At 62.3% G+C, this 14,074-nt stretch carries 13 protein-coding genes; 11 read left to right on the forward strand and 2 right to left on the reverse strand.

Translation table 11 applies throughout. The features are described from left to right. The 10 genes from KVY23_RS13075 to KVY23_RS13120 all read left to right on the forward strand — a co-directional run. Window positions 1-181 (forward strand): GDP-mannose 4,6-dehydratase (locus KVY23_RS13075; protein ID WP_230556816.1); only part of this gene is annotated, 181 nt, incomplete at its 5' end. After that, window positions 178-1,158 carry a GDP-mannose 4,6-dehydratase gene (locus tag KVY23_RS13080; RefSeq protein ID WP_230556818.1) on the forward strand — a complete coding sequence of 327 codons (981 nt, stop codon included), beginning with the start codon at window positions 178-180 and terminating at the stop codon, window positions 1,156-1,158. The genes KVY23_RS13075 and KVY23_RS13080, both read left to right, overlap by 4 nt. After that, window positions 1,155-1,700, forward strand: a complete 546-nt coding sequence (locus tag KVY23_RS13085; protein WP_230556820.1) for an acyltransferase — start codon at window positions 1,155-1,157, stop codon at window positions 1,698-1,700. The genes KVY23_RS13080 and KVY23_RS13085 overlap by 4 nt, the downstream gene beginning before the upstream one ends. A 15-nt stretch (window positions 1,701-1,715) precedes the next feature. Further along, window positions 1,716-2,795 (forward strand): glycosyltransferase family 1 protein, encoded by a 1,080-nt coding sequence (locus KVY23_RS13090; RefSeq protein ID WP_206511924.1) that lies wholly within the window; start codon window positions 1,716-1,718, stop codon window positions 2,793-2,795. A 4-nt stretch (window positions 2,796-2,799) separates the two neighbouring features. Then, complete coding sequence (locus KVY23_RS13095) at window positions 2,800-3,978, forward strand: lipopolysaccharide biosynthesis protein (protein ID WP_206511923.1); 1,179 nt, start codon at window positions 2,800-2,802, stop codon at window positions 3,976-3,978. After that, the gene (locus KVY23_RS13100; RefSeq protein ID WP_206511922.1) at window positions 3,975-5,081 is read left to right on the forward strand and encodes a glycosyltransferase; all 1,107 of its coding nucleotides are present in this window, start codon (window positions 3,975-3,977) and stop codon (window positions 5,079-5,081) included. The genes KVY23_RS13095 and KVY23_RS13100 overlap by 4 nt, the downstream gene beginning before the upstream one ends. Then, the gene (locus KVY23_RS13105) at window positions 5,078-6,460 is read left to right on the forward strand and encodes an O-antigen ligase domain-containing protein (RefSeq protein WP_206511921.1); all 1,383 of its coding nucleotides are present in this window, start codon (window positions 5,078-5,080) and stop codon (window positions 6,458-6,460) included. Before KVY23_RS13100 ends, KVY23_RS13105 begins: the two co-directional genes overlap by 4 nt. After that, a complete protein-coding gene (locus tag KVY23_RS13110) occupies window positions 6,453-7,721 on the forward strand; it encodes an acyltransferase (RefSeq protein ID WP_206511920.1) in 1,269 nt (422 codons plus the stop codon). Before KVY23_RS13105 ends, KVY23_RS13110 begins: the two co-directional genes overlap by 8 nt. Before the next feature lie 133 nt (window positions 7,722-7,854). Further along, window positions 7,855-9,264: a cellulase family glycosylhydrolase gene (locus tag KVY23_RS13115; protein WP_230556821.1), complete on the forward strand. Its 1,410-nt coding sequence runs from the start codon at window positions 7,855-7,857 to the stop codon at window positions 9,262-9,264. A gap of 242 nt (window positions 9,265-9,506) precedes the next feature. Continuing rightward, on the forward strand, window positions 9,507-11,030 hold the full coding sequence (locus KVY23_RS13120; protein WP_230556822.1) for a cellulase family glycosylhydrolase: 1,524 nt from the start codon (window positions 9,507-9,509) through the stop codon (window positions 11,028-11,030). On the opposite strand, the gene KVY23_RS13125 is transcribed toward KVY23_RS13120, so the two are convergent. Further along, window positions 11,027-12,085, reverse strand: a complete 1,059-nt coding sequence (locus tag KVY23_RS13125) for a beta-galactosidase (RefSeq protein WP_206511917.1) — start codon at window positions 12,083-12,085, stop codon at window positions 11,027-11,029. The two genes, KVY23_RS13120 and KVY23_RS13125, sit on opposite strands and share 4 nt — an antisense overlap. Before the next feature lie 114 nt (window positions 12,086-12,199). Continuing rightward, window positions 12,200-12,532, reverse strand: a complete 333-nt coding sequence (locus KVY23_RS13130) for a hypothetical protein (protein WP_206511916.1) — start codon at window positions 12,530-12,532, stop codon at window positions 12,200-12,202. Window positions 12,533-12,669: 137 nt separating this feature from the next. On the opposite strand from KVY23_RS13130, the gene KVY23_RS13135 reads away from it, so the two are divergent. Next, the gene (locus KVY23_RS13135) at window positions 12,670-14,061 is read left to right on the forward strand and encodes an SMI1/KNR4 family protein (protein WP_230556823.1); all 1,392 of its coding nucleotides are present in this window, start codon (window positions 12,670-12,672) and stop codon (window positions 14,059-14,061) included. Window positions 14,062-14,074 lie beyond the last annotated feature (13 nt).

Genomic DNA, 14,074 nt, shown 5'->3' on the forward strand with positions numbered 1-14,074 from the left:
GCCGGCGGAGGTAGATCTGCTGATCGGTGATGCCGCCAAGGCCCGCGACGTACTCGGATGGAAGCCCAAGGTCGAATTCCCGGAGCTGGTACAGATGATGGTCCGCAACGACGTCGACGAACAGTCCAAGCTAGCAGCGGGAAATGGAGCCGGTGACGTGGCCCATCGAGCCGGCGTATGACTGCGCGGGTGCTGATCACCGGCGTCGGCGGCCAAGACGGCACGTACCTCGCCCGTCGACTCGTCGACGATGGTTACCAGGTCACCGGAACAATACAACCGGGCTCACATCACAATGCGGCTATCGCGGCCATCGACGGGCTCGAGCTCCGCACCGTCGAATTGTCCGATGCATCTGCATGCAAAGACACCGTTCTTGCGCTCGAACCGGACTACGTGTACCACTTTGCGGGCATCTCCTCGGTGGGATACTCGTGGCAAGAGCCACTCGAAACTGCTGCCGTCAACGGCATTTCCGTGGTGGCGATCTTGGGCGCTCTGCACGAGCTGCAAGAAAAGACAGGAACGAAGCGGGTGTTGGTGAACGCATCCAGCGCCGAGATCTTCGCCGGGTCCGGCATGTCACCGCAGAACGAGCAGACCCCGGTGAGCCCACTGTCTCCATACGGAGCCACAAAGGCATTCAGTCACCATATGGTGCAGGTCTACCGCTCACGCGGTATGCACGCGAGCAACGCCATCTTCTACAACCACGAGTCTCCGCTCCGCCCGGAGCGATTCGTCACCCGAAAGATCACCGCCGGTGTCGCCGCCATCGCCACCGGACGTCAGCGAAGTCTGGAGCTTGGCAATATGGATGCCCGCCGCGATTGGGGCTGGGCACCTGATTACGTCGACGCCGCATATCGCATGGCTGAGCACCCTGTCGCTGACGACTACGTTGTCGCCACCGGGGAGGCGCACTCGGTCCGCGACTTCGTCGATGCGGCGTTCCGCGCGGCGGGCATCGAAGACTGGGACGAGCTCGTCACCAGTGCCGAATCCTTGCACCGTCCTGCGGATTCCGCGGAAATGATCGGCGACGCGTCCAAGGCGAACCGCGAGCTCGGATGGTCACCGACCAAACGCTTCCATGACGTCGTGGCCGCCATGGTCGAGCACGACGTCAAGCTGATGGAGAGGAAGATTCTTCGATGATCGACGGGTACACCACCAACCGCCGACTGCAGTTCGGCGAGCGACTGTTCAACTGGGCCATCACCCACGTTCCGTCACACTGGGTCCGCCAGCGATTCCTGCGCGCCTTCGGGGCTACCATCGGAACCGACAGCTCGATCATGATGGGCACCACGGTGCTGGGTCTGAATAGACTGGTCATCGGCAACAACTGTTCCATCGGCTTCGATTGTGTACTCGACAGCCGCGGCGGCCTGACCATCGACGACGACGTCGTACTCGCCAGCGATGTACAGATCATCTCCGGCCACCACCTTGTACACAGCGATGATTTCGCCATCAAGCTCGCCCCCATTCACATCGGTCACCATGCGTGGGTCGCGAGTCGGTCGACAGTGTTGCAGGGGTTGACCATCGGTGCCGGAGCCGTCGTCGGGGCGTGCTCCTTGGTGAGGGATTCAGTGGACGACATGGGCATCGTCGCCGGCATTCCTGCGAAAGTTGTGGGACAACGAGTTTCGACGCTCGACTATCACCCCATCTTCCGGCCGATGCTGTACTGAACGGTAGAAACCACCATGGATCTTTCCGGAACACATCTCATCTACATTGCGCCTGCAGCGGGCAGGAGCGGCGTGGGCGACTACGCCGACGACTTCGTGGCAGCAGTGTCGCCTCAGTTCGAATCAGTGACCGACTACCGCATTACCGCCGACGGGAACGAATCGGTGGCGGAGGTAGTCGCAGCCGTCCGTGAGATCCGCCGCGTCGTTCTCGAACTCGAAAAGAAGGGGCCGATTCTCGTCCACTTCGAGCAGAGCGCCGGCTCGCAAGCGACGTTCTGGGGATCATGGCTGCCCGCCCGAATCCCCGTGACCTCCACTATCCACGACGCTCCGTACCCGGTGTGGTGGCCGTTCAAGACCAAGCTTCTCTACCGGTACCGACTCCTGCACCACGCTGTGCACTATCCCACCCGGCCGTTGACGACGTGGTTGCAGCGCCGAGTCACCAAGGGTCGCACCCTCTTTGCCCTCACCACCGTCGGCGCCGACAACGTGCAGATCAAGATGAAAGACTCCACGGCCATCGCCTCGCGCATCTTCGTGCCGCCGAGGGACGAGTTGCCCGCGCTGATCGATCGTCCACGTGCGGTCGGCATGTTCGGTCACGTCTACAAGGGCAAGGGCTTCGACCTGATCGGTCGGCTGCGCGAGCAACTCGACGACGATATCGGCATCGTCGTCGCTGGGCGAGGCACCGAGTCACTCGACCCAATCGACGGCGTGACAGTTCTCGGCGAGGTCAACGACGAGGAGGAGGACGCCTTCTTCGGCTCCATTCGGTTCCTCGTAGTCCCTTACTCGAAAGACAACCCGTACGGCAAGGCGTTCGCGGCATCGAGTGCGGTCAGCCGATCCTTCGCCTACAACACACCGATCATCTGCATTCTCGACGGCTCGCTCGCGGAGATGGCGACCGAGGGCGGCGCCATCGGCGTCGACGGAGGTATCGACGCCATCGCCACCGAGGCCAACACCGTGCTACGAGACGAGTTCGCCCAGAACAAGATCGAGGACGAGGTCCGCGAGTTGCGCAGCGCACGGACCATCGACAAGTGTGTGCTGCCGTTCGTATCGGCATGGGCGAAGCTGTAGAGCCATGAAGTATCTGCCCGAGAACAACTTCGTGCGAGCCGGACTGGCATCCTTCTGGAGCTACGGCGGCCGCGTGTTCGGGCTCGTGTGGACCGCCGCGATGATTCACTCCCTCGGCATCGATCAGTACGGCATCTACGCAATGGGATTCGCCGGTGCTGCACTGCTCAACGCTCCGCTGGACAATGCGTTCTACATCCGGTCGATGCGCATTTCCGAGGAGGACTACCAGCGCGAGCGTTGCGCCCGAGTGCTGTTCGGGACACTCGTCGGCGCCGTCGGTGTAGTCGTCTACCTACACTGGTACATAGCCGGTTTCGCCCTGATCGTCGCGGCGGGCGAACTGCTGTTCAACACCTTCAAATCTCAGTACCTGCGTGCGAGCCGACCGGACATCACCATGCGTTTCGACGCCATCCGCCAGCTCGTCGCGATCGGGCTGGGCGGCTCCTACCTGTACATCGCCGAGTCTCCCAGCCTGTTCGTCTCGAGCAGCCTGTATCTGCTCCCGTACCTCGCCATCTGGGCTAGCACCCTGCGGTACGTTCCCGGACGCACTCCCCAGTTCCCCGGTCCGCGACGCGAATTCCTGCTGCTGTCCGCCGAGGCCTTCGCCGCAGCGGCCTATGCGTCGGGTGACGTCTTGATCATCGGCGCTGTCGCCGGAAACGATGTGGCCGGGTACTATTCGGTCGCCAGCGTCACCGCGCTCGCCATCGCCTCGATCGGCCAGAACTACGCCAATACCTTCGTCAACACGCTGCGCGTCGCGGACGGGCACCTCGATTCCGCACCTCCCGCCAAGCACATACTTCGGGTGGCATCGACGACGGCGGCGGTGATGGCACTGGTCGGCGTCGGCATCCTCGTGTGGGGCGGCGCCGACGACGTCGGCTACGTTGCTCTGATTCTCGCGTTGTTCGTCTTTGCCCGCTCGATCACGTACGTCTACACCGTCATTCTTTCGCTTCAACACCGCGACGCTCTGCGGGTAAAGGCCACCGCGGCAATCGCAGTGGTCAAAGTGATCTCGGTGATTCTACTGGCATACAAGTTCGGTGGGTACGGAGCCGCCATTGCCTGTGTCTATTGCGAATTCGCAATGGTTCTCTTCTACCGACACGCGATCTACGGCCCGGTCCGTCGCCCTCGCAAGTCCGCTCGAAAGGAGGCACTACAGTGAAGAAAGCAACGTTTCTCCTGGCGAAGGACCCAAGCCACGAATCTACCGGTGACCTGACCATGGCAAAGCTTGTGATGGACATGGCCCGCTCGTCGTTCGATGTTCGTGTCATCTGCCTGTCCGCCACACCGGAATCGACCAAGGACGGTCACCGACGCGTAGCCAAGCGCGAGGTCGACCTCGCCGGACTCGCACTCCGTAGTGTCAAGGCTCGCCGGTCCCTGGTGCACACCCGATTCGATCTCGACGGACTCGTCGACGCGATCAACGAATCCGAGTCCGATGTCTTCGTCGCAGATCACACGTACCTCGGCGAACCGTTCCTGCGCTCCGACAAGGCCGGTACGGTTCCACTCGCCGTCAACACCGTCGTGTCCGAGACACTGGTGTGGGGAGCCACCCGCGGAATCGTCGGCAAGCTCGATTCGAGGCGGATCCTGCGGGACGAACTGCGGGTGGCGCGTGGCGCATACACCGTCGGGACCTACGACGAGGAGGAGGCCGAGTTCTACCGCAACGCAGGAATTTCCCGCGCACACTGGCTCGACCTCACGCTCCCGCCGAAGAAGCAGGTGGACGTAGCTGGATCCTCGCGCCGACTGGTCTTCCTCGGAGATCGCCAATGGCCGCCCAATCAGGAGGCTTTCGAGATACTGCTCCAGTGGTGGCCCGATATCGCGCGCGGGATCGACGGTGCAGAGCTGTGCATAGTCGGGAGCCCGGATACATCCGCGAAACAACGCGACCTACCCGACGGCGTGCGCGATCTCGGGTTCGTCGACGACCTCGACGCCTTCCTCGACAGTTGCCGAGCCCTGGTGGCACCCATCATGACCGGCGGGGGCGTACGCGTGAAGATCCTCGACGCTGCCAGTCGCGGCCTGCCCGTCGTCGGTACACCTGCTGCGGTGGGTTCGCTCGAAGCAGTGCTGGGGGTATCCGGACTGCCCGAAAGGGCCGAAATCGTCTCGGCGTGCCGCGAACTACTGCTCGATCGAGACAAAGCCACGGCAATCGGAGACGCGCTGTTCCAAACGAATTCCTCGAGGTGGTTCGACCGCAAACCCCACACCTCGGTAGCCGAGTGGCTGGCTGCCTCATGACACGGATTCTGACGCCGGCGCTATTGGTGCTCGTACTGCCATTGATCATCGGCATTGCTCTCGGCAGCGGGAAGCCGCCGCTGATGTTCTTGGGTGTCCTGGTGATCGGTGGCCTGGGTGCGTTGGCAGTCGCCATCTGTTCGCCGCAATGGCCTTTTCTCGCGCTTGCTTTCGTGCTCGGCGCCGCCCCGTTCGCGGTGGTTCCGGGTCTACCTCTGCCGATCGTGCTGATCCTCGTTCTGATGATCTGGGTATCGACCCTGCTCCATCCCGTCGAGTTGGGTAGAACGGACCCCATCGAACTCGCCCTGTACGCACTCATAGGCACCTCGCTGCTGTCCGTAATCGCGACGGCCGTGGGGTTCTCGGACTACACAGAGTTCGTCAAGTGGCTGCTGGCAACCTCCGTGGTTTTCCCACTCATGCGACTTCCTCGCTCGGATCTACAGCGCTTCGGTCGGGTATTCGTCTACGGCGTCGGATTGGGCGCAGCATTCGCTCTCGCTATGTTCTTCCTCGACAAGTCCGGCGCATGGATGAACTACCTGTCTCCGATCGGGTACGGAACGGTGGGAACCATAGGGACTCATCTACGGTTCTACTCGGACGGTCTGACGCAGGTGGTTCGTTTGACCGGCACGTACGTCGACCCCAACGTCGCCGGCATCTTCACCTTCGTCGGCCTGGCGCTTGCCCTGGCGCTGCTGCGCGGCTGGCCGCGCCTGATGTTCTCCGCAGTACTCGGTGGCGCGCTCGTGGTGACCTTGAGCCGCAGTGCATTGTTCTCGGTCGTCGTCGCAGTTCTCGTGTACCTCGCGTTTCAGCGGCTTCGCACCGACGCCCGCTTCGGCATTCTCGCCGGTGGTATCGCGCTCGCCGCCGGCGCATTGACCGTCCCTGCCGTGGGAGATCGGATCTTGAACTCGTTCGGATCGGACGACAAGGGCACCACCGATCGCGCCGCCGCTCTCGCCGACTACCCAGCGGCAATGAGCGGACACTGGCTCTTCGGTAAAGGCTGGGGTATCGCGGAGTTCACCGACGAAGTGGCCGGGTACAACGCCAACTACGTCGCCAACTCGCCCCTCGTGTCGATCTACCGCGGCGGAATTCTGGTCGGCATCGCGTTCCTGCTCGTACTCGTCGCGGGTGCCGTTGTCGCACACCGCAATGCACGAAGGTCCCCGTGGGAATCGGGCGTCACGGGAGCGGCCTTTGTCGGATTCGCCATCGTCGCACTGCAGTTGGACTTCCCCGTCGTCACACATGCCCCGGTCACGATGGTATTCGTCGTGCTGTTGGTTTTCGTCGCAGCGGATCGAATAGTGCCCGAACGGGATGAAACGCTCGTGCGAACCGAACAGGTCGCTCATGGCTAGGCGCCGGCGTACCGAACCCACCGTTGCGGCGCCCCCTGCCAACGATGCGACACCACGGGACACGACACCGCCGGGCGCGAAACGTATGTGGCTGGCCGGACTCGAGGGACCACGCGGCCTCGCCTGCCTCTGCGTCATTCTCGTGCACGTGGCGGTGCACTACACACCGGGCATTCTCAACGCGACCCGCCTCGATTTTCTCGGACAAGCACTGACCTTCTTCTTCGTCTTGTCCGGATTCCTGCTGTACCTGCCGTTCATCAAGAGACTCGAATCCGGATCTTCGGCGCCCGACACGGCGAAATACTTCGTCAGCAGGGTGAGGCGAGTCTTCCCTGGCTACCTGTTCATCTTCGTAATCAGCAACTTCGTTCTGCAGGCGTCGTATCTCGTCAGCCCTGTCACCGTCGGATGGGCCGATGGCGACGAAGGAACCGGCATGATCACCAACCCGCTCAACCTGCTGGCCCAGTTCACTCTGACGCAGTCACTCTTTCCCTCGACGCTGCAAACAGGTTTGAACCCGGCGTGGTCACTCACCACAGAATGGGGCTTCTACCTCGTGCTCCCGGTCATCGGGTTCGCAACGTTTGCCCTACGTGGACGTATACAGTTGTCGGCTTACCGTCTGGCGCTGATCGGGCCTGCTGTCCTGCTCGTGATCGGTGTTGTCACCAACTACATTGTGAGCCTGCTTCAAGCTGCACACCCCGAATACTCACCGCTCGAGGCGTATTGGGGGCCCAACTGGATAGCGGTGCTCTCACGTAGCTTCCTCGCTCTGGCCGACAACTTCGCCATCGGGATGGTCGCCGCGGTAGTCTTCGTCGCCCTCGGTCGCGGCGCGGCAGCGACCTGGTCCACTGCCCGCATACAGTGGTTGCTCGCCGCGTCGATGTTCGGGTTCACGTTCGCAAGCCTCGCGGCTTTCGTCCTCAACCCGCGGTTTCTACCGACGATCTTCTCGGTCGCCGCGGCATCACTCATCCTGTTGATCATCGCCCCGCTGGCCCGAGGTGAACGCTCCTGGATCGCGGTCGCCACCGACTGGCGTCCACTGCGATACGTCGGCACCATCTCGCTGTCGATGTACCTCTGGCACTACCCGGTCATGATCTTGGCCGAGCGGTTTCATCTACCTGTTCAGAATTCCCCCATCGGACTCGTATGGGGCCTTGTAGCCGTCTCGCTCATCACACTCGTACTCGCGAGCGCAACGTTCCACTTCGTCGAGAAGCCCGCCATGAATTGGCGCGCATGACCGTGCGTGACGGCATCGGTGGTGAACGGCACTGAGTTCGCTACACACACGGCTGTCCCGTCGGGCATTCATCGGCGCTGCGGCGACGGGTCTCGTCGTCACAGCTTGCGCCACCCGAACTGGTGAGACCGACATGGAAGAGCCGGACGGCTTCGCGACGCCAACTCTTGTGGTGGGATTCTCGCTCGGCTCTTCCATCCTGTGGGCCGAGGATGCCGACGTCACCCGCGTATTCGATATCGCGGCGTCCGCCGGTGTCGATTCGGTACGCGTCGATGTCTCCTGGACGTTCACCGAACCGTTCGATGGCGATTTCGACTGGCGCCCAATGGATCGGATCGTGGAGCACGCCGCCGCACGCGGTCTGAGGATTCTCGCAACCATCACCAATACACCCCAGTGGGCGGGGGCCGTCGACAAGCACACGGCACACCCTCGGTCCGCGCAGCGGTACGGGACCTTCGCCGGCGTGGTCGCCGACCGCTACCGCGGCACCATCACCCAGTACGAGATCTGGAATGAACCCAACGGCAAACTTTTCTTCGAGCCGCTACCGGACCCGGCTCTGTACACGGCAATGCTGATTGCTGCGTACCGGGCGATCAAGGCGGCAGACCCAGAGGCCTTCGTCGTCGCCGGCGCTTTGGGCGCCACCGATACATCCGACATCAACATCGCACCGGTCGAGTTCCTCGAAGCGATGTACGACGCCGGTGCGCAGGGGCACTTCGATGCGCTCTCGTATCATCCGTACGACTACATCTCTCCGCTCGCGAATGGAACTCTGTTCGAGAATTCGCCCATGCGTCAGATGATCACGATGCACGCGTTGATGACGAGCAGGGGCGACGGCGCCGTGCCGATCTGGATCACCGAATACGGCTCCCCGACAAGTGCTGTCGATGAGCAGCGGGCCGCTGAACTCATCACCGAGTCGGTCCAACAGTGGCAGGAAGTCGCCTTTCACGGCCCCTTCTTCGTCTATACCGTTCGCGACGGCGATACCGGGTCGAGCGACCCGGAAGACAATTTCGGAGTAGTGCACAGCGATTTCAGCCCCAAACCGGCACTGCCTGCATTGACGGCGCTGATGTCCGCGAGGATTCCCTTGAGACCGGAAGCAGAGTACTTCCAGTTGAATGCCGATCCGAATCTGGGTTCCGCGGTAAGTCCGGTGTACCGGATAGGCGACGGTTTGGGGCAGGAATTCGAGCACGGCTCGCGATTCGTCAGCCAAAGCGAGTTCACGACCTCCCCGCCTGCGGTTGCGGCGGCAGCACGAGCTGTTCAACGCGTACCGTATGGATTGTTCGCAAACGGTATGCAAGAGCTGCGATCCGAAGGTGGCCTCCGCGTCTTCAGCCGACCCGACGTCGGAACGCACGTTGTCGCTGGGGCGATCCTCGAGGCATGGGATTCGACCGTCGGTTTCCCCGTTACAGGCGAGCACACGGACCCCGTGACCGGTCGGACGGTTGTCGACTTCGAATACGGTCGAATCGCGTGGTCCCCGGGCTTTCCGGCTGAAATTGTCCGCAGATAAAACCGACCACTGAGTGCGTCGATGCACTCAGCTGATCGGCGTAGCTTTCCATAGTAAACAACCGGCTCGCAGGTATCCATTGGCCATTCAATCAGCCAAGAATGCAAAGCAATCAACTGGAAACGCGCACCAAGAATTCTACGAATCTCTCCGCTTATCTTTCGATTTTGCAAAAGGTCGAATTGGTAGTTTGATAGCTTTTCTAGGGCTTTCACTGATCTAGAGAACAAGAGGAATTACCAATGCACGTTTCCTCCCGTCGCCAATTCATCGGAGCTGCCGCTGCCGTAGCCGGACTCGGCGCGCTCGCGGTCGCTGGTGCCAGCTTCGATCAGCGTGAGCGCCTCGCCGAGACCGAGGTCGAACTCGCTGCTGGATACACCTTCCCTGTGGGCTTCTCACTCGGATCGAACGTGCTCTTCGGCACCCAGGCCGACATCGATGCGACCCTCGACGCCATTCTCGCCTCCGGAGGGACTGTCGTTCGCATCGACATCATGTGGTATTTCGTGCAACCCACCCAATCGACCTACGACTGGGCGATGACGGACTATATCGTCGACGCGGCTCGAGCCCGAAACCTACAGATTCTCGCAATCCTTCTGTCATGCCCCCCGTGGGCCGCCTACGGGTCCAACCCACTGCCTACTGCTCGGCCAAGAACTGCCGACTTGTACGCAACGTTCGCGGCCAGCGCCGCGGCTCGCTACAGCGGTCGAATCTCGTCGTTCGAGATCTGGAACGAGCCGAACGGTCGTATGTTCTTCTCGCCCGATCCGGACGCTGCCTTCTATACCCAGATGGTGCGCGCAGCCTACATAGCGATCAAGGGAGCGAATCCCAACGCGATAGTCGTCGCCGGTGCGCTCGGGCCCACGTTCGATGGAGACGGAACAGTACATGCCATCAACTTTCTCGGCCAAATGTACGCCGCCGGACTGAAAGGGCATTTCGACGCTTTGTCCTTCCATCCGTACGAGTTCGAGCACCCGTTCTCTTTTGGGGCGCTGTACGACAACTCACCAATGCGCCAAATGCTGCAGATGCACGAAATGATGAAAGCAAATAACGAGGGCGACAAGAAGATCTGGATCACCGAATACGGAGCACCAACGTCGGTGTTGTCGGAACAAGCCCAGTCGGACCTGCTGATGGCCTCACTGAGGGAGTGGACGGAAGTCTCTTATGCTGGGCCGTTCTACATCTATACCGTGCGCGATGCGAACTCCGATAGCAACCACACCGAGGACACCTTCGGTGTTGTTCGCACCGACTACACTCCGAAAACAGCGATCTGGGGCGTCCAGGCACTGCAGAGCATGGGTATGCCTCAGCGGGAGGAGGGCTCGGTTTTCAGCGCCAACGCCGACCCTGCGCTCGGGCCTCCGGTACTGCCCGTGTACGCCCTCACCGCCGGCTTCGGCCAGGAACATGAGAACGGCACGCGATTCTTGACCAACAACGGGTGGTTCAATTCGCCACCAGAAGTTGGCAGACTTGCACGCTACTGGCAGTACGTTCCGGTGGGGCCCTTCGTCAACGGGCGCCAGGACTTCGATATTCCTGGAGGTTTCCGCATTTTCAGTCAGTCGTCGACAGGAACTCACGCTGTCTACGGAGCAATCCTTGCCGCGCATACGGAAAACCTCGGTTTCCCGACGACCGACGAATACGCTTACAACGGAACCGCTAGTCGCGCAATCGACTTCGAAAACGGCCGGATCATCTGGTCACCCACCACCGGCACGGAGGTGGTCGCGTACTAGTTCGCGTTGCGCAGTGCGTCCGCGGCCGGCTTCTCGGAAAAGTCACCTCTCAACACACCGAAATTCTGCTCGCGATCACCGAGGTTGGGACCGTTGTCTCGGATCGAATAGAGGAAGACCGGGCCAGTGAAGTCGAGCCCCTCCGACGCCGAGATTCCGTCGGCGAGAATGCGGGCTTGATGAACGTCGCTCACCGCATCAGGTGCGACCCCTGTCGGCGCACCGAACTCGGTGATCCACATCTTCTTTCCAGCATCACCATTGCGCACCATGACATCTCGCACAGCCGCGACATCGTCCCAGTTTCCGAGCTGGTCATCGTACGGGGTGTACGGGAATGTGTAGGGGTGCACTGCGATTGCGTCGGTGTAGCCAGCCGCCCCACGCTTGTACAGTTCTTCGACGAATGTCTCCGGCGCTACCGTGACGCCGGTGTTGTTTCCGATTGCAACCCCGCCACTGATCACGGTCGCTCCGGGAACCGCCGCATGGATCGCGCCGTACGACGCCTGCAAGATTGCGGCGTAGGCGTCGACGTCAGGCAAGGGTGAGAAGAACAAGGGGAGATTCGGCTCGTTCCACACTTCCCAGTGGGTGACCGTCGACGCGTAGCGAGCAGCCGCTCGACCTGCGAAGTTGCCGAATGCCTGCGGGTCCGCCGGGCGACCACCCGGCGTCAACGTCCACGGTCCGGGTACTTGAGCCCACGAGGGTGCGTAACTGACGAGTCCGAGTACCTGCAAACCGTGGCGGTTCGCGGAGTCGATCACGCGGTCGACGTTGGACCAATCGAAGACACCGAGCTGCGGTTCTACGTTTCGCCAACTGACCTCGACGCGTAGCCACTGGGCGCCAAGGCCTGCGGCTGCTTCGAGCTCGCGGTCCAACTCACCCTGCGGCAACGTGAGCAGTGTCCCGCCCGCGGCGAAGCCGTATCCGGATCCGGGCGCCGCAACGGCCGATGGGCCGACGATGAGGCCGGAGCCTGCCGCAAGGCAAGCGGCCGCAGCAACAGCCAGCGCGCGGGTTTTCCACCGACGAAGCGTTCGTGACATGCCCAGGACTTTAGCGTGCGTAGTGAGTGGTCGCCTCTCGAGCGAACCGTGGTTGGTGCTCGTCATCTTCGTCTGGCCGCAGTGAGCCGAACCCCCGACCAACGCGTCGATCCCTCATACCTCCGGCGGTTCGTACTGCCCGTACAGCCCGCGGCGCTCGCCACGCAGGAAGGCCTGATGTTCGGCGTCGGCGCGTGATCGGAGATCGGCTCGCCGCTGCTCTTCCAGATCGCGGCGGACCTGCCGCTGCACCCTGCTGTCGTGAATCAGCCACACCGCGATAGCGATGATCACGACCGCGAGAATCAGCACCCAGAATCGCACCAGCAAGCCCACGAGCAGCAGAATTCCCAACACCACGCCGATGGCCGTCATGCCGTCGCCCGCACGCCAACGTCGGCGGCCGCCACCTTGGTGCGAGCCGTCGTCGATGGTGCTGCTGCCCATGAATCCACGATACCGACATAAATCGGACATGGGCATCGAACGAGGTCGGAGTGGTAGTGCGCCGAGCCAACCTCCCAGTGGCGCGGACAGCCGCCCCCACCCGCGAGTCGGTCCGCTGGCAAGTAGATTCGGACATCGTGAACACGGCGAACATCGCGGTCCCCAAAGGTTGGTACACGCTGGTGTCGACGGGCGAGAGGGTGCGCGCCGTTCCGAGCCCGGTGTCGGTGGTGTCGGCGTCGCCCACAGGTGTGTCGGTGAGTGCGTCGAGCCCCGGACAGGTCGCCGTGACCATCGATATGGCCTACCGTCCGCCCACCGACCACGTGCCGAAGGGGTGGACCCTCGAAGCGTCGGGGACATTCGACGCAGTGGCACCGTTGCGGGTCGAGACACCCGACGGGGTGGTGCACGAGGAGTTCGTCGACCTCGCGCAGATCATCCTGCCCTCCAAGGTCACCTATCGAGTGTTTCGACGCTTCCGCGAAGACACCGGGCTGGAACAGCACCTCTTCGAGCTCACTCCTGCGATGATGCTGGACGAACAAGGGCGCCCCCGCCGCATAGTGGCACCGGAGGAAACGCCGACCGATACCGACGATGCCGTGCGATGGGAAGTCGCGTGCCCCACCTCGACACCGGGTCGGTCCGTTGCAATTATTGGGCGCGAGGCGACGCGCGCCGATGCATTGCGCGTGATCATCGATACGGGCCTCGACCTTCTGCATCGGGAGACCGCCGAAGCCGGGCCGCTGTCACCCATCTTCGTGGCATTGGGGTCCGAGTTTGCCTGGGTCAGGGGTTTCGGAGACCCGGCGGCATCGAAGGCAGACCTGACGCAGTTCGTTCTCGACGCGATCGAAGGTGAACGGCACGCCGCAGTAGAGCGTGCAGCGGCTACTGCCACCCGCGCAGCGCGCCCGCCTGTGCGCTACTCGACGCCGTCGTCCGATGTGAGGCAGCAGTGGGATCGAATTGCCGCGTGGTTTCGCAAGACGATTCCGAACTTCATCATCACTGGCGCCGATGACGAACGCATCGCCGAGGTCGCGCAGCAGACCGGCGTCGAGTGGCCCAGCGAGCTCGTCGAATTGTTCCGATGCGTCGACGGGCTTCCGCGTGAGCCGTGGATGGCGCTGTTCCCCCAGCACGAGCTGTTCGGTCTCGACGCGATGCTCGACGAGCGGGCACTGATGACCGACATATGGCAGAGCGGCGACGCGCAGAACGATCCGACGCGGGTGATCGAAGGCACCGCAGGCAAAGCTGCGTGGACTTTCCTCGACGAGTTCATTCCGATCGCAGGACTGGACGGAAACTTCCTGTTCGTCGACACCCGCCCGGGCGAGCTGTACGGCTGTGTGACCATTTTCGACAAAGTGGATTCCGATGGCGGAGGGCCACAGTGGATCTCCATCAGCGCGTTACTCGCGAACCTCGCCGAAAGCCTCGAGACGGGAGCGCCCTTCGCTGGTGGGTGGCGTCACGAGATCGTCGAGGGGCGCTTGCAGTGGGAGTACCGCAGCTGACCGATAGGCTCCT

It is taken from the genome of Rhodococcus sp. I2R (genome assembly GCF_020889545.1).
In the GTDB taxonomy this organism is placed as follows: Bacteria; Actinomycetota; Actinomycetes; order Mycobacteriales; family Mycobacteriaceae; genus Rhodococcoides.